The organism is Nonomuraea sp. NPDC049709, from assembly GCF_040674815.1.
Lineage (GTDB): Bacteria > Actinomycetota > Actinomycetes > Streptosporangiales > Streptosporangiaceae > Nonomuraea.
On the sequence record NZ_JBFANM010000105.1, the window covers coordinates 15,339 to 35,331 of the forward strand.

Genomic DNA, 19,993 nt, shown 5'->3' on the forward strand with positions numbered 1-19,993 from the left:
TGCTCGATAGGGTTCGGCACGTAGGGCGGTTATTCAGTGGATGAGCAAGGCGCTGGTCCAGCCGGTGGTGTTGGAGGCGTCCAACGCCAGTTGCGCCCCGGCGCGCCCTTCCAGAAATCCCGGCTTGGGCAGCTCGTTGATTCCTGCGGCCAGTCGCTGGCGGGCGTGCTGGATGCTCGTGGTGAATCGGTCGGGGGTGGCGCTGTCGGCGGCGAGGGCGGTGGTGACGGTCAGGATTCCGGCCCAGCCGTGGCAGAGGGAGGCATCGCTTACCTGGTCGAGGCGGTCTGTGTCGGCAAGAGCTGCCAGGGCGATGTCTTCGGCCTGCTGCCCACGGGCAGGATCGCGCTGCGCGAGCGCGGCCAGCTGCAGGGCGCGAGCGATCCCCAGGTCCCCGTAGCACCAGGACGGCCGCAGCGGCGGCACCTGCAAGGGCTGGTCGGTGAGCTGGTCGAGGGTGACCCAGTAGGAGCTGCCGAACTGCTCCAGCCAGGTCGCGAACGTGGTGATGGCGCTGTTGTGACCGTCGACGCGGATGCTGCGGCGGGCGGCCAGGGACAGCAGTGTCAGCGGTCCGGCGATGCCGTGCGCGATGCCGTTGTTGCCGTGGCCGCCGACGATATCTACTTCGTGTGAAGGGCTGTCTGGCGACCACCATCCAGGCAGCGTCCGCCCCTCGGTTTCGACCGGGCACGCCAACGACACCAGGTGGCTGAGGATGTCTTCGAGCAGCGGTGAGGGACCGGGGCGGGTCAGCAGGAGCGCGCCCAGCCCGGTCAGTCCGCGGATGAGGTCGAATTCGGCGAGTGTTGGCAAGTGCCGGGCCAGCCGTCGCCGGCGGGCGGTGGCCAGGCGGGCGGCCACAACCCGGTCGACGCCTGCCTGTACCTCGGAGTCGATCCGTCCCGCGCGGCCGAGAACGAACTCCAGGGCTGGGGCTCCGTGATAGAGGCTAGCGTTGGACCCGGTACTGACCCCGCCGGCGACCGCTTCCTGCAGCAGGGGACGCGCGGCGGCCAGGTCGGCGCGCTCGATGTGCAGCAGCGCCGCCCCGAGCGCGCCCTCGGCCAGCGCTTGCGTCGCGAGCGCGCTCATCGCCTCGACTCCAGTGCGACGACCAGGCTGTGCGCCCGCCCGCCGATCCACCCGTCGGCATCCGGCGGCGGCGCCTCGAACAACACCGCCACCGGCGTCCCGCCCAGGTGCGCGCGCAGCAGGTCAACGTCCATCTCCCGGGTGAGGTCCAGCGGCAGATGCTGGTCATCGACGGCCAGCAGCACCCGCTCCGGCACCCCGGCACGGCCGCGCCAGGCGTGCAGCCGCTCGGCCCACACTTCCAGGGGCGCCGTACGGCCGGGCAGCGTCCGGGCGCGCAGCTGCCAGCGGGCGGCGACCAGGACGGTACGCCGGTAGTGCACCGCCGGGGTGAACGGCAACGTCCACGCGGCGCCCCAGTCGAACCACGTCACCTGCGCGGTGGCGGCGCGGCTGATCTCAGCCAGGAACCGGACCAGCGGCGGCGTGTAGTTGTTCCACAGGAAGTTGATCGCCGTGGGTGCCAGCAGCTCCAGGCGTTCCCCGGTCGCGGCCACCGCCAGATAGAGGAGACCGTCCCGGGCGCCGACGACCAGGTCCCGCGGGTACAGCACGTCCTGTTGCCCGCTGTCTCGGTACTCGCCGACGCTGACCAGCTTCGCCACGACCTGTGGGGCCCGGGTGAGCAGGTCGGCCTCGGCCCGGGTGGGATGGAACGACAACTGCGCCGGCACCGCGCCAGGCGCGACGGTGGGCAGAGCGGCATACCCCGCGGCCAGGTCCGGCAGCAGATGCCAGAACCGTCCAGCCATGGCGCCTGCCGCGCGAGAGACGGTATGGACCCGGAGCCGGAAGTCGCCCGCGTCCAGAGCAGCGATCGAGCGGGCCTGAACCTGGGCGCACACCTCGAAGTGCGGCGCCGGCGCCAAGGTGGTGAACGGCTCAGCCGCAGCGGCCTCCAGATCCTCAACCACGGCCTCCGACAAGATCACCGCCCGGCTGCCTTCGACGGCGGCCGTCCCGGCGAGCTCCAGCAGCAGCCGGTCCCGGCGCGACAGCGCTCTCGGCGGCTCCGACAACAGGCCGAACCCGTCCGGCAATCCCAATCCGCTGCCCGGGTCGGTGAGCTGCTCCACCGGCACCTCGACCCCCTCGCCGAAACGGTCGACGAACCGTTCGGCGTAGCGGCGCCAGGCCGGCGTACCGGCGGGATGAGTCGCGAGCCGAGCCAGCACGGTCGCCGCGGTCTCCATCTCGACCGCGACCGTTTCGGGCAGCCGCACCTCGGCATCCAACCGCACGTCAACCGCCGTGCGCTCGCAGGCGGCAAGGAGTCCGGGCGGCACGACGGCGGCCGGGTCGGTGGCGGTGGCCGGGGCACGCAGCCCACAGCGCAGCAGTCGCGTACGCAGCAGTTCAGTGACCAGCTCGGCCCGGCGGCCGGGTTCGACGTGCGGGAACTCGGCGGCGAGCTTCCCCAGCAGGGCCGCATGCGTAATCGGGGAGCCGGCCGCCTGCAGCACCAGCTCCACCGCCGCCGTCGATGCCAAGGAGAACTCATCCGCACCCTCGGCCGGAACATGGACGCGGCCGTCGCGCACGCGGGCGAGGTTGTTGACGCACACCTCGACGTCGGCCATACGCTCCCCGCCGGTCTCCCACGCGGTGATCGCCAAGTCCAACGCTGCGGGATCGGGCCGCGCGACGGCCTCGTGCGCATCCCCGACGCGCACGTGGGAGCTGTCGCCGAACTCGACCACGGCGACACCGGCGAACAGGCCGAACGGTGTGGAGCGGTGCGCGTAACGCAGGGCGTATCGGGCGACGGCGAGCGCAGCGCGGCGGGCCCGGCGGGGGTTGGTCACCTGCCCGTCGAGCACGGCCCGGACCTGGCGAGCCAGATCCGGGCTCGCGTTGATGAGCGCCTGACGGAACGGCCCGTCCGCCCACACCGAGGACAACCACGACCGCCAGGCCGCAATCGAGCAGCCAGGTTCCGGCCAATCCGGAAGGGCAGGAGGAGCCAGATGCACCGTGGCACGCAACATCCCGGCACCAGTACGCCGATACCGTCTGATCCGCGTCCGCGTCATCGTCTTCACTCCGTCGTCGCTCAGCATGCAGTGCGGAAGGCCCGGGTCCGGTCGAAAGGAACCCGGGCCGGTGCGGTTATGACGTGGTGCAGGCGCTCGGGCAGGAGCTTCCGCACGTGTCACCGGTGCCGCATCTCAGCGACGTGTTGGCCGCCGGAGTGTTCTCCGCGAGCTTGATGTCGAGGTCGAACGGGTCGAACCCTGTTTCCGCGCCGGCAACCTCATTCGCCTGATCGCTGGCCTGCTCGATGGTTGAAGTAGTCATTGGCTTCTGCTCCTGTCCTGCGTTGACGTTTGTGAAGGGATGAGGATTCAGGTTGTCGGCGGTGCCTCCGTCCGAAAGCGCCGCCGTTGCTGCGCGGCGCAGCCGTCCGCCGCAGCGTGCCCACCGTGCATAAGGGCTGACGCGTGCGCGGGAGTTGTCGATGTTTCACGGACGACTCCCCTCCTCTTGGCCGTGGTGAGCAACTGGTCGATGGCGGGTGCCGGCGCGGTTAGCCGCGCCGTCCTTTTTGCGAGAGGAAGGTGTCGGGCTCCGGTGTTTCTCCGCGGCGTACGTGCTCAGCGTTGTGCGCCTCGGCGAGAGCGATGTAGACGTCGAGGGCCTGGCGGTAACGGCCGCGCCCGGTCTCCTGATAGCCGTCTGCTGTGGAACGCAGCACGAAGAAGCTCCCGCCCTCGCAGCCCCACTCATACCGGCCACAGCAGGAGGTGTGCGACACCCGGAGCGGGCCGCCGGACGGCCAGTGCGGCGCCCACTCGAACACGGCCTCCTGTTCGTGGTCCATCGTCTGCGGTTCTTGTGCCCTGGCCATCGTCTGCTTCTTCCACGTGGTGTGCGTTTCGGTCAGCCGCGCTCGGACGCTAGGAGCTGCTGCGCAACCTGCCTGGAGGCGTCGTCTTCTCGCGTGTCGTAGTCATCGGTTGGTCTCTTCGTCGGCGAACTCAGGCGATAGGACGGGCACGTCGACGGCCGAGGAAGGCCTGGCCGCAAGAGATGGAAGGGAATTTCCCGGCCAGTCCGGTGGTGCAACCCGGCTCATGAGCTCCCACAACTCATCTGGCGTGGCCGCCCTCAGGACGATGCCGTGATCGCATTCGCCCATATAGATGGCCACGAAGCGACGCCAGTAGAGCGAGTACATCAACAGGAACAGCCCACGGGCGCGTTGCTGGAGATCGGTGACATGCTTCTCGGCCATCGCATCAGCGGCGGTGTCGGCCTGGCCCAAGGGCAAGACCCCGTCCCCCAGAAGCGTGGACCGCTGATGGCACCGTCCGGGATTCTTCCGGGCAGGGCCGCCATCAGTACCTGGGGTACAGCGGCGAGCAGACGGTGAGCGTCCGCATGCCCGCCACACGGCGGATACCACTCGCAGAAGGCACTGCGTACCTGCCCAGCGGGCGGCCACGGAGATCGTCATGGACGATCCCACGCGTCAGCAGACGCTCCCACCACGGCAAGGGAGCTCGGCACAAATCCAGAAGGCAGCACACAGGCACTCACGGGATCTCCAAGAACGCGGTACATCAGACGAGATCCGCGAAACTCGCGGCGCCCATGCAACATCCGCCAGTTGTCCAGCAGATAACCCTGTCCCGGCCGCAGCGGAAGGTCCCGCTCGTGCCTGCTGATCGCGGCGCGTAGCACCGGAACGGCCTCATCAACGGGCTCGGTGAAATGCTCCAGACCGTCAAGCCGGAGCCTGACCGTCATGCGGCCATCCGCGGTCGGCTCGAACACCGATCCCCAATACCCAGGGTCACCGAATCGGACCGTTCCAGGCTGTTTCAGCCGCTGCAAGGAACCAGGCGCACGAGCGGCCAGGTCGGCATAGACGGCGGCCCCGTCCACGACACACGACTCGCCCCCGGACTCGGCAGGTTGGACGCACACCAGCATCACCAGCCTGGGCGGCCGGGCCAGCGCGGAAGCGTCCGTGTGAGGATCAAGCTCTCCGGTCCCGAATCCGGCATAGCCGAGACGATCCGCCGCGGAACCCCGATCGGCGATCATCGTGACACCGTCCGCCGCAGCATCCCGGTGCTCCCGCGTGGTCAGCAGCCGCGAGGCGAGATCGACCACCGAGCGCCGGTCGTGAACCCCATCGAAGGTGACCAGGCCATCGCGCGCCACCATCGCGGCGGCCCGATCCAGCCCATCGCTGCTCGCCAGGCTCACGTAGTGGCTGGCGAAAGCCTCATGGTCCACCGTCATCACCTCTGATAGCTGCCGGGGCGGGGGTTCTCGGCACCCAGCGTCCGGTAGACCGTGCGCATTGGACAAGTGACAGATTGTCAACCTCCGGAACCCCGGTCAGCAGCGGTTGACCGTGTTAGGTTCCAGGCACAGCCATCCACGCAGAGAGGCCGCTGCCGATGAACTACCGCCCCCACACCTTTCCTGTGTCGGTGAAGGGCGTGATCGTCCGCGATGGCAAGGTGCTGCTGCTGCGCAACGAACGCGATGAATGGGAACTGCCCGGCGGCAAACTCGAGCTCGGCGAAGACCCGCCGGCCCGCCTTGAACGGGAGATCAGCGAGGAAGCCGGCTGGGATGCCCAGATTGGGCCGATCCTGGACTCCTGGCAGTACCACATCCGCGACGGCGTCGACGTGCTGATCGTGACGTACGGCGCCACCGTGACCACCGACAAGCCGCCGGTGCTCAGCCACGAGCACAAACAGGTGGGCCTGTTCGCCGAACATGAGGTGGAGAACCTGCGGATGCCGCAAGGCTACAAGCGCTCGATCGCCGAGTGGTTCTCCAGGCTGCGTGACCCAGTGAGGTAGAGCACATGCAGTGTGCCGCATGCGCGACAACCGTCGACGACGGATGGAACGCCTCCCACCTCTGCCCCGCCTGTCACGTCATCAGCGGCGCCCCACTGCCCAGCCGCGCCTCCGCCGGCTCACCGATCTGGCTGTGGACCTCTCCATCCGCAAGCCCAGCCCTGGCCTCCGGCAATCTGGCAGTGATCATCAAGGCGTACCGGCGCACCACCCAGATCACCCAGTCCACCCTCGCCGCAGCGCTCGGCTACGACACGACCTACATCTCGATGCTCGAGAACGGGCGGCGGGCCATCACCGACGTGCCCACCCTTCGACGGCTGGCCCACTACATGGGACTGCCCCCACACGTTCTCGGCGTCACCGACCCCGCCGACGCCGACTTCATCTCCATGATCAAGTTCGGTGAATCCACCATCCGCCTGGCCTCCATCGCCCGCGAGTCAGGACACAGCGCCGAAGCCATCAACGAACTGTGGCCCCTGGTCTGGCGGCTCGAAGCACGGCTCCTCGAAGGGCACGCCGACCATGCCGCCGCGCGACTCCTCGGACAAGCCCGCGCCATGCTGGGCGTCGCCCTCGGCGACGTTCTACCCGAGGAAAACCTCGCCTCCGCCGCCCGCTGGACCGGCCGTGCCCTCCTCATCGCCCACCGCCTCGACGACGTCGCCCTTCTGACCCGCGCTCTACGCGTCCACGGCAACGAACTCCGCAAGATCGGAAAGAAGCCGGCAGCCGCTGCTCGCCTCCAACGAGCCTGCGACATCGCTCCCCCCTCCGAACGCGGCGCAGTCCTCATCCCCCTGGCCCGTACGCTCGCCGAACTCGGCAACGTCGAGTACTTCGACACCACAATCACCGACCTGCAACGCTTCGTGGACTCCCACCAGGGCACACCACTGGTCAACGCCTTCGTGGTACGAGAAGTCCACCTCCGGGGCCTGCTCGCCACAGGCCGTCTACAGGACGCGACCCGTCTTGCAGAAGCCGACACACCAGATGCGACCGGCGTCGCGCCGCAATGGCAGACGATCGAACGCGTCACCGTCGCCGAAGTCTTCCGCGCCACGGGCGACAAGGCCGCAGCCTCCCACGCCCTTCTGCAGTCGATCGCTACCGCGGAGAACACACGGCTTCCCCATCAGATCCAACGCGCCATGCGAGCCGCACAAGGAGCCCTGCCAGAAGTCGAAGAGGCCGGCGCAGCCGCACTCCAACGCCTCTACCTCACATTGCCAGCGGCTTGATCAACTCACCAGTGGCGGCGAACCACATTCCTGCTGCGACATCATCATCACCTGGGAGCATCTGGTGCAGGACTGCGCCGAGATTGATGCACGAGTTGCTGGAGGCGTTGGCTCTGGATCAGCGCGGGCCAACCCCCAGCCGCCAGAGGGCCGGATCAATGGTCCTCTGTCACCGCTTGAACCAGTACGCCACCTACCTCGCGGCCCAATGCGACAACGGCACAGGACCGCTCTCGTCTTCCTGGGTTGTCCAGCACCATCGGCCCACCACCGAAGCGGATCATCGCGGCATTGCGCAGGCCGACCCAACTGACATCCGCCATCTATCGTTCACAGCCGCCAACTACAAATTACAGGCACAGTCCTCCTCCTCACGCGCGCTGCCGGGTGGGTTCAGGTCCAGGGCATGACGAGTTGCGTGTGGCGCTTGGGGAAGACCCGGCCGATCGCCGGAGCCGCCGCGGCGGTGTCGATCGGGTGCAAGGCGAAGCTGTCCGGAGCGATGAGGGCGGGGATGAACCAGCGCATGGCGGGCTCAGTACGGTCGCTACCGTGCCGACCCTCGGTCGTCTCGGCCACAGGCGATGAGAGCTCGTTGACTGTGAACTCTGTATGCAATCAAGTTCTCTGGTGTGTACACACCAGACCCTTAGCGCTAAGGTGGCGTCAACGACTCGCGGCTGGCATTAGAGGAAGCGCGTGTCTCGTTCGCTTGACGCCTGCAAGACTGAGCCGGTTGTCCCACTGACTGAAGGAGATGGCCACCCCGTGGCGAAGCTGACGTTGCCGCAGCTTGAGCGGCACCTGTACGGAGCGGCCGATATCCTCCGCGGCAAGATGGACGCCTCGGAGTTCAAGGAATACATCTTCGGGATGCTGTTTCTGAAGCGCGCTTCCGACCAGTTCGACGTGGTCCAGGCCGAGCTCATCAAGAAGTGGCTCAAGCAGAACAAGAGCCAGCAGGAAGCCGAGCGGATGGCGGGCTCCCCTGCCTTCTACCGGGGCGAGAGCTTCTTCGTACCCCAAGAGTCCCGCTGGTCGTACATCAAGGCCCACTCCCGGGAGAAGAACGCTGGCAACCTGCTCAACAAGGCACTGGAAGGGCTGGCCACCTACAACTCGACCGCATTGGAAGGCGTGCTGGAGCACATCGACTTCATGCGCAAGGTCGGCCAGTCGACCATCTCCGACAAACGGCTACAGCAGCTCATCGACCACTTCCACCGGGTGCGGCTGCGAAACGAGGACTTTGAGTTCCCCGACCTGCTCGGCGCAGCGTACGAGTACCTGATCGGCGAGTTCGCCGACTCAGCCGGCAAGAAGGGCGGCGAGTTCTACACTCCGCGTGGCGTCGTCCGAATGATGGTCCGCCTGCTCAAGCCAAGGCCCGGCATGCGTGTCTACGATCCGTGCTCGGGGTCGGGCGGCATGCTCATCCACGCCAAGGAATACATCGACGAGCACGGCCTGAACTCGCGCGACCTGACCCTGGCCGGACAGGAGGCGGCAGGCACCACCTGGGCCATATCGAAGATGAACATGATCCTGCACGGCGTGCTCAACGCCGACCTCGTGAACGAGGACACCCTCGCTGACCCCAAGCACTTCGAAGACGGCGAACTTGCCCGTTTCGACCGGGTTCTTACCAATCCACCCTTTTCTCTGAACTACTCAGCCGCCGACATGAAGCAGACGGAGCGCTTCAAGTACGGGTACGCGCCGGAGAGCGGCAAGAAGGCGGACCTCATGTTCGCCCAGCACGTGCTCGCCGTCCTCACTCCTGATGGCATCGGCGCGACGGTCATGCCGCACGGCGTGCTGTTCCGCGGTGGCAAGGAGAAGGATATCCGAGAGGGGATCATCAAGGCCGACCGCTTGGTGGCGGTGATCGGCCTGGCGCCCAACCTTTTCTACGGCACCGGCATCCCGGCCTGCATCCTGGTCCTGCACGGCACCGACCCCCGGCCCGCCGAGCAGCGCCGTAAGGTGCTGTTCATCAACGCGGACCGCGAGTTCACCCCCGGCCGCGCGCAAAATTACCTCGACCCGCAGCACGCGGAGAAGATCGTCGCCGCATACGAGGAGTACCGGGACATTCCCGGCTTCGCCCGCGTCGTGGACATCAAGGAACTGCGCGAGAACGACTTCAACCTCAACATCCGGCGGTACGTCGACAACACCCCGCCGCCCGAGCCCCAGGACGTCCGCGCCCACCTCCACGGCGGAGTTCCCAAGTCCGAGGTGGAGGCCAAGGCCGGGCTGTTCGAAGCGTTCGGCATCGACCCGTCCGCGCTCTTCGTCGAGCGCGATGCCGAGTACTACGACTTCTTGCTTGAGGGATGGGAGGCAACGGCCGAGCGTCTCCCCTCGCTGGCCGAGCCTACTGAGGCACGGCTGCGCAAGACGTTCTCCGAGTGGTGGACACGGCATAGCAAGCGACTGGTCGAGCTGCCCGACACTCACAAGGTCATGGAGACCCGGGCCGAACTACTCGACTCCTTCGTCACCGAGCTGCTGCCGCTGAAGGTACTCGACCGATTCGAGTTGGCTGGCATCGTCGCGGCCTGGTGGGGTGAGGTGCAGTACGACATTAAGGCCCTCGGGCTCAACGGGTTCGAGGGTGTGGTCGAAGGCTGGCTAACCACGGTTGAGTCGGCGTTCGAGTTGGACGAAGAAGAAGTTGAGTACTGGGACAAACAGAAGATCGCAGCGGAGAAGCGTAAGGCACGTGCCCACCGGATTGTACCCGCCCTCATCCCAGACTATCTCTCTGAACTGGAGGAGGCAGAGACACACTACGCCGAACTGAATGGTCAGCTTAAGGGCGCCACGGCCAAAACTTCCGAAGAGGATGAGGACGCCGACGAGCCTGTCGAGGACCGACTTTCTGAGGCCGAGCTCAAAAAACTTAAAGCACGTACAGCTGACGCCCGTAAGAAGGTTGCCGTGATAGAAGGTGACTTCTTGCCTCGGCTCCGCATGGCCGTCGCCGCGCTTGACGACAATACGTATCGCGACGTGGTGATCGAGGTCCTTCGGTCGCAGCTCTCATCTCGGCTGGAGTCCCGTACGGCGGCCTCTCGCCGACTGGCCGAGTCGGCGTTTCGCACGTGGGTTGATAAATATGCGGTTACCTTGCGCGCTCTAGAAACCCAGCGGGAGTCCGCTGCCGCTCGTCTGGAGACATACCTCAAGGAGCTGGGCTATGCGTGAACTTCCTGAGGGATGGAAGCCGCTGCGGCTGCGCGACGCTGGAATTTGGCTGTCCGGTGGCACGCCGTCAACCGATGAGCCGCGATTCTGGGGCGGAGATATTCCATGGATTAGCGCCGCCAGCATGAAAAACTTCTACATCCACGATTCTGATCGAAGGTTGACCAAAAGCGGTTCTTCGGCCGGAACACAAATTGTGGGAGAAGGCTCAGTGCTCTTCGTAGTCCGGGGCATGAGTTTGAAGAAGGAATTCCGCGTCGGTGTAACACAGCGAGAACTCGCCTTCGGGCAGGACTGCAAGGCTATTATCCCTCGTCAAGATATCGACGGGACCTTTCTCGCTCTCGCACTCAGAGTGGCAGCAGGCGAGATCCTGAGCATGGTCGACGAGGCCGGCCATGGCACTGGACGTCTGCCCACAGATATGATCTCTAGGCTTGAGATTGGCATTCCGCCGTTGCCCGAGCAGCGGCGGATCGTGGAGATTCTCAATACCCTGGACTTCAGAATCGAGAATCAGCAAGCCATTCTCGAAAAACTAAAGAATGTCACAACGGCAGTCGTCACTGATCAGCTCACACGCATCATCGACCCGACCGAAGCAGTTCTTCCGCTTGCAGCGCTCGCAAGTGTTACAAGCGGTGTGACCCTAGGAACAGAGACTGGCGGTTCAGTCGAACTTCCTTACTTGCGTGTGGCGAATGTTCAGGACGGGTTTATCGACACATCTGAAATGAAGAGCGTGCGAGTCAGCCGTGCGGACGCGAAGCGCTACCTGCTCGAGGCCGGGGATGTCCTTCTAACCGAGGGCGGCGACCTCGACAAGCTCGGGCGCGGCGCAGTGTGGGATGCCAGGATCGATCCTTGTATCTGCCAGAACCATGTCTTTCGAGTACGTTGCGAAAGGACCCTCCTGCTACCAGAGTATCTTGCAGCATTCTCCTCATCGCACCAGGGAAAGCGCTACTTTCTCAGCATCGCGAAGCAAACGACAAATCTGGCCAGCATCAACTCGTCTCAGCTGAAAAACATGCCCATCCCACTTCCCTCCATCGAACTCCAGAAACGACTTATCGATGTGGCAAATACTGGAGCGGGGCGCATCAACCACGAGTCCAGCGAATTGCAGCGTCTGAACCTATTGAAGCAGGGTTTGTTGGAGGACCTGCTGACCGGGGAGGTTCGGGTTTCGGACGCGGAAGCCGTACTGGAAAATCTTTAGCATGACCGGGGCATGAACTGCCTGCCCCGGTGCGGCGAATATTTCTTCGGGGGAACGATGTTCGACGGTTTATGGAGGGAGTCGGACGGTGACCGACTACGAATTTACGCTGGTGGAGCGTCCGCTGATCGAGCAGCTCAAGAGCATGGGCTGGAAGCACGCGGCCGGCGCCGAGGAAGGCGCGGTCCTGCCTCGGATCGCAAAGGCGTCCCTACGCAACACCTTCGACGAAGTGATCGTTGAAGACCATTTACGGGATGCGCTTGCCCGCATCAATCTCGACGACCAGGGCAAGCCCTGGCTGGACGACACCAGGATCAGCCAGGCCTACAACGCCCTGACCCGAGTCCCTGCCTCCAGCCTTCTGGAAGCCAATAAGCACGTCACCGACCTCCTGATCAAGGGCGTCGCCGTGGATGGGCCCGACGGCGGCAGGGACAGGACGGTCCACTTCATCGACTGGATGACCCCGGCGAACAACGACTTTACCGTGGTCAACCAGTTCCGCGTGGACGTTCCCGGCACCGGCGGCAGCACGTCGATCGTCCCCGACCTCGTCCTGTTCGTGAACGGCATTCCCCTCGTCGTCGTCGAGTGCAAGAAGCCCACCCAGAGCAACCTCGGCGTGGCCGTGAATCAGATCCGCCGCTACCAACACAGCGCCACCGGCAACCCGAAGCTCTTCCACTCCATCCAGCTGACGGTCGCGACAAGCGGCGAGGACGCCAGGCTCGGCACCATCACCGCCGCCCACGAGCACTACGTCCCCTGGCGCGACCCGTACCCCCTGACCATGACGGAGCTGGCCACCCGGCGGAACAAGACCGAGGAGCAGCTCAGTAAGCAGGAGATCCTCGCTGCAGGCGTGCTCGACCCGGTCAACCTGCTCAACATCATCCACAACTTCGTCACCTTCATGACCATAGACACCGGCACGACGGTCAAGGTGACACCCCGCTACCAGCAGTTCCGGGCGGTGGAGCGGACTGTCCACAGGCTGCTGACGGGCAAGCCGGGTCAACGCGGCGGAATCATCTGGCACACCCAGGGCTCTGGCAAAAGCCTCACCATGGCCTTCCTGGTCCGCCGGCTGCGGTCGATCGCGGAACTCGCGCACTATAAGGTCGTGGCCGTCACCGACCGCACCCAGCTCCAGGACCAGCTTCAGGAGACCATGCAGCTGAGCGGCGAAAAGGTGGACATCGCCAAGAGCAGCGCCCGAGCCAAGACGTACCTGGCCCGGAGCGGCCCCGGCGTCGTCTTCGTGATGATCCAGAAAAACCAGGACGGATCACCCAAAGATGCTATGGACATGGGCGAGGTAAACACCGACGATTCCATCGTCGTGCTGATCGACGAGGTGCACCGCTCACACACCGCCTCCCTCGGCTCGAATCTCCGCGATGCGCTGCCCAACGCTGCTCGGATCGGTTTTACCGGCACTCCGATCATGACGAGGAAGGGTCGGCGCAAGACCAGCGTGGACCTCTTCGGCTCGTTCATCGACACCTACCGCCTACGAGAAGCTGAAGAAGACGGCGTGATCGTGCCGATCCTGTACGAAGGCTTCAAGGTCAAGGGCGCGCTCCGTGACGGCCAGGACATGGACGAGCTCTTCGAGGAGGAATTCGAGGATCTGACCGACGAGGAGCGACAGCAGCTCCAGCAGCGCTGGGCCACCAAGGGCACCGTGTCGACGGCTCAGCAGCTCGTCGACGTGAAAGCCAAACACATGCTGCGCCACTACGTGGACAAGGTGCTGCCCGAGGGCTTCAAGGCCCAGGTGGTCGCACACGACCGGGAGACCACGCTGCGCTACCGCGAGGCGCTGCTCAACGCCCGCGACGAGCTTGTCAGGGACGTGATGAACCTGCCGCCGAAGCTGCTGGACCGCGACCCGGACGAGCTAAAGCCGCGTCAAGCCCAGCTCGTCCAGGCCTACCAGCAGCTCGACCTGCTTAAGCGGATCGATTTCGTGCCGGTCATCTCTGAGGGAGACGCGAAGGAGGAGAGCCGGTTCGACGAGTGGACCGACGAGGCCAAGCAGAAGGCGAGGGTCGACGGTTTCACCCGCCCCTTCGGGGAGAACGACATCGCCTTCGTGATCGTCAAGTCGATGCTGCTGACCGGCTTCGACGCGCCGATCGAGCAGGTGATGTACCTGGACCGCAAGTTGGAGATGCACGACCTGCTTCAGGCGGTGGCCAGGGTCAACCGGACCGCGGACGGCAAACCGTACGGCTATGTGGTTGACTACCGCGGAGTGGCGCAGAACCTCGTGGACGCGCTGCGCATCTATGCCGACGAGAGCTTCGACTCGTGGGAAAGCAGGGACGTCGCGGACGCGCTGCGCGAGATGCGAGTCGAGATCGCCAAGCTGGAGCCGCAGCTGCAGCGGCTCCGGATGATGTTTCGCAATCCGACGGACGTGGACGGTTGCGTTCTGGACCTGGCCGATCCGCAGCGGCGCGACAAGTTCAGCGCCGAGCTGGCCATCTTCGCCCGTACGGTCAACACGGTCCTGCCGGATCCGGCCGCGAAGCCGTATCTGCCGGACCTCAAGCGGTTCATGGTCATCAAGCTGACCGCGAACCGGCGCTACCGCGTGGACGGCGGCGAGTTCGATCCTGGCGCGTACGGCAAAAAGATCAAGCTGTTGATCGACGAGCACGTGACCTCGCTCGGTATCGAGCAGCAGCTTCCGCCGATCGCGCTGACCGCGGCCAACTTCGCGGCGAAGGTCGAGGAGATGACCGGCGGTACGCGGGCCAAGGCGTCGGAGATGGAGAACGCCATCAGGCACCACATCGAGGTGCACCGCGGCCAAGACCCGGCACGTTACCAGCGTCTCAGCGAGCGCCTGGAGCAGATCCTGACCGAGCTCAAGGACGACTGGGACCAGCAGTTGCTTGCGTTCAAGGATCTGATGGAGGACATCGTGGAGGATCGGCGAGACAACCCGCATAATCTCAGCCCCGTTGAGAACGCTCTGTTCGGCCTGCTGCTGTCCGAACTGGCCACCTCCGCCGAGGCCGTCGACGACCCCAGGTACGTCGAGGCCAGCCGGGAGATCTACCTCACGGCGGCTCGGACCATCCACCTGCGGGACTTCTGGAAGAAGAGGCAGGACGTGGAGGACTTCCGGAAGGAAATCCTCGAGATTCTGGTCACCCACGACCTGGGGGATTTCCATCGGCTGGATCAGGTCGCCGACAAGGCGCGCGACGTGATCCAGCAGAACCGGGCGAACATCCCGAGGGAATGAGGCTGGCATGCTGGTGACCGTGAGTGATTTTCCTGGAGTCCTGCGGGTCGGTGACCTTGAGGTCGCCGTCTCGGTCAGTGAGCGCCGCAAGAGCGTGCGGCTCACGGTGGAACGGGACGCCTCCATCACAGCGGTCGTCCCCTCGCAGTTTTCCCAGAACGAGCTGACCAAGGTGGTCGAGGCCAAACGCTCGTGGCTCTACGGCAAGGTCGCCGAGAAGCGGGATCTCGGCGAGGCGTCACCGGACAAGGAGTTCGTCTCCGGTGAAGGGTTCCTCTATCTCGGTCGCTCGTACCGGCTGCGCATCGTCGACTCCGGTAACGTACGTCTGATTCGCGGGAGGCTGGAGCTGGCCCGCGGCGGTGGCCCGAAAGAGCTGGTCAATTGGTACTGCCGCGTCGGCCGACCCTGGCTCACCAAGAGGGTTCAGCCGTGGGTGACGCGGATCGGAGTCGAGCTGGGCGGGCTGCGTGTGCGCCCGCTCGGCTATCGCTGGGGCTCGTGCTCCCGTGACGGCCAGGTGAACATCCACTGGGCGACGATGCAGCTCCCGCCGACTCTGATCGATTACGTGCTCGTGCACGAGCTGGCGCATCTCCATCGCGGCGATCACAGTGCTGAGTTCTGGCGGATCGTGGAGCGTGCGCTTCCCGGTCATGAGGACTACCGCGAGCGGCTCCGCCGTACAGGGAATGATCTTTGGTTGCCTGAGGAAGGGCGATAGATGCACGACGACGTCACGGTGAACGCGGCGGATATCGCCCGACTTGCCGACGTCGGCCGAGCCGCGGTCAGCAACTGGCGCAAGCGGTTCGACGATTTTCCCCAGCCTGTGGGCGGAACCGCGACGAGTCCGGCCTTCTCCCTCGTCGAGGTCGAGGGCTGGCTTCGCCGGCACGACCGCTATGTGAATGTAGCGCCCGTCGAGCGGCTCTGGCAGACGCTCCGATCGGTGACCGATGACCTACGGCTCAGCGTGGCCGTGGGATTCGCGGGGACTGTGCTCCTCCACCTCAGGCAGGAGCCCGGACTCGACGAGAAGGCTTTGTTCAAGCGCTTGCGAGACACAGTTCCGGAGGGCTTGGACGTCGATGCTGGGCTCGTTGCGACGATCGTCGAGGTGTGCCGAGCCGAAGGACCGGTCGACGCGTTCGACGGCATCCTTGATCGCTACGCGGAGCTTCACTCCCGTCGGCTGCTCGCCACCCCTCGAGACGTGGCCAAGCTCATGGCTCGCATCGGCGAAACGTCAGGACTCGTTGTGCTCGACCCGTCATGCGGGACGGGAACTTTGCTCCTGGAATCTTCCGGCTCACGCACGCTTGGCCAAGATCTGAGCAAGAGCGCGGCCCAGCTGGCCGCCATCCGCTTGCGGCTCCACGATTACGATTCGCGCGTCGAGACGGGCGACTCACTGCGCGCGGACGCCTTCGCCGGAGAGCAGGCCGATGTTGTGATCTGCAATCCGCCCTTCAACGAGCGCGGTTGGGGTTATGAGGAACTGAGCAGCGATCCCCGATGGGAGTACGGCCTGCCGCCTCGTGGCGAGTCGGAACTCGCTTGGGTGCAGCACTGCCTGTCACATGTGCGGCCCGGCGGCACCGTCGTCATCATGATGCCGGGTGTCGCCGCGAGCCGCCGGCCAGGGCGCCGGGTCCGGGGAAATCTGCTGCGTGCCGGGGCGCTCCGGGCGATCATCACACTCCCGGTCGGTGCCGCCCCCGCTTCCAGCGGGGCTCCTGACTTGTGGGTCCTACGCAGGCCTGAGTCCGGCGTCCAACCTCCGTCCGAGGTATTGATGGTGGACGCCAGAGAGGACCTGGCTCTCGCCGAGACCGCCTGGCAGGCGTTCCGCGAATCCAGAGACCTTCCCGAAGGCAGCAACATCGTGAGGATCATCGACCTCCTGGACGAAGAGGTCGACCTGACGACCAGCCGGCGAATATCAATCCTTGGGCTACCCGACCCGGCGAGCTTCTCCGCCTTGCGGGAGAAGGCGGCGGCCTTGGCCAAGTCGCTGGCTGGCACCTTGCCGCGCCTCTCGCCCGTCCACGGGCACGATCGGGCGATGTCCAGCATCGGAGAGCTTGCCCGGGCCGGGGTCGTGACTATCCTTCAGGGCCCGCTCAAGCTCCCTGGCGAGGGAGAGCTTCCCGTTCTCACGACGAAGGACGTCCTTATGGGGCGGGCGCCCACGGGCCACAGCGCCGACGCCCCCGGGCTCCCACGGGTGGAGCGCAATGACGTCGTCTCCCCCATCGTCACGGGCAGCGGCTGGTTTCCCAGGGTCATAACGGAATCGGGGGCGATCCTCGGCCCTCAACTCCTTCTCATCCGCGCCGACCCCGACCGGCTGGACCCTCACTTCCTGGCCGGTTGCCTGCGCGCCGCCAGCGGCTCAAGAGCCCGACCCGGCACGTCAGTGCGGCTCGATCCTCGCCGCACGCAGCTACCCCGGCTCTCCATCGACGAGCAGCGCCGCTATGGAGCTGCCTTCCGCCAACTGCTGGCCTACGAGGACGCTGCCCGTGCTCTTCGCGAGATCGGCGATACTCTTGTGGCGGCCGGTATCGACGGCCTTTTCAACGGCAGCCTGTATCCCGAGTGATCCCCTTCAGGAGGTATGGGTGACTCTCGTTCTTGATCGCTACCGGCTTGACCCCATTCACCTGGGACGGGGTGGAATGGGCGTGGTCTGGGGCGCCCAAGACGAGAGGCTCGGGCGACGCGTAGCGATCAAGTTTATTCGGTTCCCCGATGGGGTGCCCGATCCCGAGCTTGAGGCTCGATTCGCCCGCGAGGCGAAGATCCTGTCAAGGCTCGCCCATCCTGGCACGCCCGTACTACACGACTTCGGCAGCTACCAGGACCCGGCCCTGGGAAGCCGCCTGCTCATGGTGATGCAGTTCGTCGAGGGCACGGGAGTCGACGACGTCGTCGCCGAGCACGGGCCCCTCCCGCTGGGATGGGTCGCGTCCATTGGCGCCCAGACCGCCGCCGTGCTGGCGGCGGCACACGAGCTCGGCATCCTGCACCGCGACCTCACACCGCCCAACCTCATGCTGCGCCGGGATGGTTCCATCCAGGTGGTGGACTTCGGCCTCGCGCTGATGAACGATCCCAAGCTGACCAAGCTGACGGGGACCGGTCAGCAGCTCGGCACCGCCGCCTACATGTCCCCCGAGCAGGTCAGCGCCGGCAAACCCACGGAGAGAAGCGACATCTACTCGCTGGGCGCCGTGCTGCACGAACTCCTCACCGGTCAGCACCTGTTCACCGGACCGTCCGAATACAGCGTGATGAACCAGCACATCAACACACCTCCCACAGCAGCCGGGCAATTTCGGCCGGATGTTCCTAGAGAGCTGGACGAGCTAATTCTGGCCATGCTGGAAAAGCAGCCAGAAGACCGCCCTGCAACTGCGGCCGAGGTGCACGATCGGCTCATGCCGTACCTCGCAGAGACGGGACCGCTCGGCGACATGACAGCTCCCGGCTCAAGCCCTGTTCGGATGTACGCGCACGCGATCAGCCGCACTCTAACCGACGGGACCCGATCAGGAGTTCCCGCCATGAGGAACGCTCCAGCAGACGACGACTTCAGTCGCAGCGACATCGGGCGCGCTCGCAGAGAGGCGATGTCACTGGTCAGAGAGTCGCGCTACGGCGATGCCGCAGGCGTACTCGCTGAAGTCGCCGTCCCGGCAAGCCACAACCTCGGCGCGGCCGACCCGGACGTGATCGGCCTGCGCGGACAGCTCGCGGATGTCCTCTTCGCTAACCAGGACTATCGGCAGGCCGCACGCGAATTCCGGAAAATCGCAGAGGACATGCTCCTTGAGCCGAAGCCTGATCACGAGTACATCTCTCAATGCAGGTTGCAGGAAGCGACCTGCCATGTCCACGCGGACGACCCCGAGCTCGCGCTCCATATTATGCGCGACCTGCTGGCGGATGAGATGAGCCGCTTCCCCGAGGACGACGCGCGGCTCTTGGAGTTGCGTCGCCAGACAGGCGAGTTGGAAGCCGGCGTCGGCGATGTGGACAAGGCTCGTGTCACGCTCACGGGCTTGCGGAATGACCTCATCAAGCTCTACGGCCCAGACCACGGCGCGACGATCCGCGTGTCCGAGTTGCTGGCGAGCCTCTCCTGATGGCGTACGCCGTTTGCCGAGATCGCGCTCCCGCCCAGGGCAGTGAGCGGAGCCAACCTAGGCAACAGGGCAAGGTTGGGCCCAGCCGCAGCGCCGCGCCATCGCCGGCGTCGGCCACCACCACCGCCGGTAGCTACCCCATGCGGCCAGCTCATCGAACATCTCCAGCACGTGGGATGTGTGGGATGGTGCCGCTGAGCATCGGGACGCCGCAGCGCCGCGACGATCCGAGGAGCTCGGCCACCTCCTCCAGAGTGAAGCCGAGCCGCTGCGCGGCCTTGATCACTGTGAGCAGGGTGACGGTCTCGGGCGGGTAGGCACGGTGCTCGCCGGAGCTGCGCGCCGGTTCCGCGATCAGCCCGCAGCGTTCGTAGCAGCGTAGCGTCTGCAGGTTGACCCCGGTCCGCTCGGCGACCTGCCCGCTGCGCAGGTACGGCCGGTCCGAGCCGCTCTGCAACACGATGTCCTGCTTCACGACGACCGTCCCGCTACGGGGCCCGCGGCGCTGGCGGCGCTCGTGGCCATGCTCGTAGGCGCGGGTGCGCGGCCGCTCTCGAAGGCCAGCCCAGCCTGCGTCCGCTTCTCCTTGCCGCCCACGTAAACGCGCACATGGGCGTACCTGAGCCGGGTGAACGCCGTGGCGGCGGTCTTCGAGCGGTTGCAGTACGGGCCTGAGCAGTAGATCACCACCGGGGCAGCTTGATCTGGTGCCAGCTGCCCGGCCGGCTCGACCGACACTTGCTGCAGCACATTGCGCGCGCCGGGAGGATGCTCGGCGGCGCGTGCGCCGCGGGATCGCGCTGGTGCTGATGGGTTCACCCGGCTCGCAGTCGCGCTCGGATGGATTCCACCCGAGTGAGAGATCAACGAGACGGGGGGACTCCCAATTCTGGCCGCCCGGCCAAAAATCGGGGGGCCCGGCCTCCCCCACCGCCCACGCGAAACCCTGGGCGGGGCCGCCGGGGAAGATG

Annotated in this window: 17 protein-coding genes; 8 read left to right on the plus strand and 9 right to left on the minus strand. The window is 65.7% G+C overall.

Features of this window, described 5'->3' with window-relative positions:
* Nucleotides 1-33: 33 nt before the first annotated feature.
* From AB0J69_RS54755 to AB0J69_RS54780, 6 genes are all read right to left on the minus strand, one after another.
* Complete coding sequence (locus AB0J69_RS54755; RefSeq protein WP_364135846.1) at nucleotides 34-1,095, minus strand: lanthionine synthetase LanC family protein; 1,062 nt, start codon at nucleotides 1,093-1,095, stop codon at nucleotides 34-36.
* A complete protein-coding gene (locus tag AB0J69_RS54760; RefSeq protein WP_364135849.1) occupies nucleotides 1,092-2,987 on the minus strand; it encodes a lantibiotic dehydratase family protein in 1,896 nt (631 codons plus the stop codon). Before AB0J69_RS54760 ends, AB0J69_RS54755 begins: the two co-directional genes overlap by 4 nt.
* Before the next feature lie 217 nt (nucleotides 2,988-3,204).
* Nucleotides 3,205-3,393, minus strand: a complete 189-nt coding sequence (locus AB0J69_RS54765) for an FxLD family lanthipeptide (protein ID WP_364135852.1) — start codon at nucleotides 3,391-3,393, stop codon at nucleotides 3,205-3,207.
* 229 nt (nucleotides 3,394-3,622) lie between these two features.
* Nucleotides 3,623-3,943 carry a hypothetical protein gene (locus AB0J69_RS54770; RefSeq protein WP_364135855.1) on the minus strand — a complete coding sequence of 107 codons (321 nt, stop codon included), beginning with the start codon at nucleotides 3,941-3,943 and terminating at the stop codon, nucleotides 3,623-3,625.
* Between the two features lie 102 nt (nucleotides 3,944-4,045).
* Complete coding sequence (locus AB0J69_RS54775) at nucleotides 4,046-4,360, minus strand: hypothetical protein (protein ID WP_364135857.1); 315 nt, start codon at nucleotides 4,358-4,360, stop codon at nucleotides 4,046-4,048.
* Between the two features lie 188 nt (nucleotides 4,361-4,548).
* Nucleotides 4,549-5,340, minus strand: coding sequence for a TauD/TfdA family dioxygenase (locus AB0J69_RS54780; protein ID WP_364135860.1), 792 nt, complete (start codon nucleotides 5,338-5,340; stop codon nucleotides 4,549-4,551).
* 200 nt (nucleotides 5,341-5,540) lie between these two features.
* Here AB0J69_RS54780 and AB0J69_RS54785 point away from each other — a divergent pair, with 200 nt between their 5' ends.
* Together AB0J69_RS54785 and AB0J69_RS54790 are read left to right on the plus strand one after the other, a co-directional pair.
* Nucleotides 5,541-5,921 (plus strand): NUDIX domain-containing protein, encoded by a 381-nt coding sequence (locus tag AB0J69_RS54785; RefSeq protein ID WP_235030913.1) that lies wholly within the window; start codon nucleotides 5,541-5,543, stop codon nucleotides 5,919-5,921.
* A 182-nt stretch (nucleotides 5,922-6,103) separates the two neighbouring features.
* On the plus strand, nucleotides 6,104-7,168 hold the full coding sequence (locus AB0J69_RS54790; protein WP_364135863.1) for a helix-turn-helix transcriptional regulator: 1,065 nt from the start codon (nucleotides 6,104-6,106) through the stop codon (nucleotides 7,166-7,168).
* Between the two features lie 393 nt (nucleotides 7,169-7,561).
* Here the strand turns inward: AB0J69_RS54790 and AB0J69_RS54795 are convergent, their stop codons facing one another.
* Nucleotides 7,562-7,696, minus strand: a complete 135-nt coding sequence (locus AB0J69_RS54795) for a hypothetical protein (RefSeq protein WP_364135866.1) — start codon at nucleotides 7,694-7,696, stop codon at nucleotides 7,562-7,564.
* Nucleotides 7,697-7,936: 240 nt separating this feature from the next.
* Between AB0J69_RS54795 and AB0J69_RS54800 the strand changes: the two genes are divergently transcribed.
* From AB0J69_RS54800 to AB0J69_RS54825, 6 genes are all read left to right on the plus strand, one after another.
* Nucleotides 7,937-10,381, plus strand: a complete 2,445-nt coding sequence (locus AB0J69_RS54800; protein ID WP_364135869.1) for a class I SAM-dependent DNA methyltransferase — start codon at nucleotides 7,937-7,939, stop codon at nucleotides 10,379-10,381.
* Nucleotides 10,374-11,603 carry a restriction endonuclease subunit S gene (locus tag AB0J69_RS54805; protein ID WP_364135872.1) on the plus strand — a complete coding sequence of 410 codons (1,230 nt, stop codon included), beginning with the start codon at nucleotides 10,374-10,376 and terminating at the stop codon, nucleotides 11,601-11,603. Before AB0J69_RS54800 ends, AB0J69_RS54805 begins: the two co-directional genes overlap by 8 nt.
* Before the next feature lie 88 nt (nucleotides 11,604-11,691).
* Nucleotides 11,692-14,868 carry an HsdR family type I site-specific deoxyribonuclease gene (locus tag AB0J69_RS54810; RefSeq protein WP_364135875.1) on the plus strand — a complete coding sequence of 1,059 codons (3,177 nt, stop codon included), beginning with the start codon at nucleotides 11,692-11,694 and terminating at the stop codon, nucleotides 14,866-14,868.
* 7 nt (nucleotides 14,869-14,875) lie between these two features.
* The gene (locus tag AB0J69_RS54815; RefSeq protein ID WP_364135878.1) at nucleotides 14,876-15,592 is read left to right on the plus strand and encodes a SprT family zinc-dependent metalloprotease; all 717 of its coding nucleotides are present in this window, start codon (nucleotides 14,876-14,878) and stop codon (nucleotides 15,590-15,592) included.
* The gene (locus AB0J69_RS54820; protein WP_364135880.1) at nucleotides 15,593-17,476 is read left to right on the plus strand and encodes an N-6 DNA methylase; all 1,884 of its coding nucleotides are present in this window, start codon (nucleotides 15,593-15,595) and stop codon (nucleotides 17,474-17,476) included.
* Between the two features lie 19 nt (nucleotides 17,477-17,495).
* The gene (locus tag AB0J69_RS54825) at nucleotides 17,496-19,022 is read left to right on the plus strand and encodes a serine/threonine-protein kinase (protein ID WP_364135883.1); all 1,527 of its coding nucleotides are present in this window, start codon (nucleotides 17,496-17,498) and stop codon (nucleotides 19,020-19,022) included.
* 151 nt (nucleotides 19,023-19,173) lie between these two features.
* Here AB0J69_RS54825 and AB0J69_RS54830 read toward each other — a convergent pair whose 3' ends face one another.
* Nucleotides 19,174-19,497 (minus strand): MerR family transcriptional regulator, encoded by a 324-nt coding sequence (locus AB0J69_RS54830; protein WP_364135886.1) that lies wholly within the window; start codon nucleotides 19,495-19,497, stop codon nucleotides 19,174-19,176.
* A complete protein-coding gene (locus AB0J69_RS54835) occupies nucleotides 19,494-19,841 on the minus strand; it encodes a rhodanese-like domain-containing protein (protein ID WP_364135888.1) in 348 nt (115 codons plus the stop codon). The genes AB0J69_RS54830 and AB0J69_RS54835 overlap by 4 nt, the downstream gene beginning before the upstream one ends.
* Nucleotides 19,842-19,993: the final 152 nt, after the last annotated feature.

Excerpts from the sequence above, each read along its gene's own strand:
- AB0J69_RS54755 (WP_364135846.1), bottom strand. The coding sequence starts at position 1,095 with ATGAGCGCGCTCGCGACGCAAGCGCTGGCCGAGGGCGCGCTCGGGGCG.
- AB0J69_RS54765 (WP_364135852.1), bottom strand. The coding sequence starts at position 3,393 with ATGACTACTTCAACCATCGAGCAGGCCAGCGATCAGGCGAATGAGGTT.
- AB0J69_RS54770 (WP_364135855.1), bottom strand. The coding sequence starts at position 3,943 with ATGGCCAGGGCACAAGAACCGCAGACGATGGACCACGAACAGGAGGCC.
- AB0J69_RS54795 (WP_364135866.1), bottom strand. The coding sequence starts at position 7,696 with ATGCGCTGGTTCATCCCCGCCCTCATCGCTCCGGACAGCTTCGCCTTG.
- AB0J69_RS54805 (WP_364135872.1), top strand. The coding sequence starts at position 10,374 with ATGCGTGAACTTCCTGAGGGATGGAAGCCGCTGCGGCTGCGCGACGCT.
- AB0J69_RS54815 (WP_364135878.1), top strand. The coding sequence starts at position 14,876 with ATGCTGGTGACCGTGAGTGATTTTCCTGGAGTCCTGCGGGTCGGTGAC.
- AB0J69_RS54820 (WP_364135880.1), top strand. The coding sequence starts at position 15,593 with ATGCACGACGACGTCACGGTGAACGCGGCGGATATCGCCCGACTTGCC.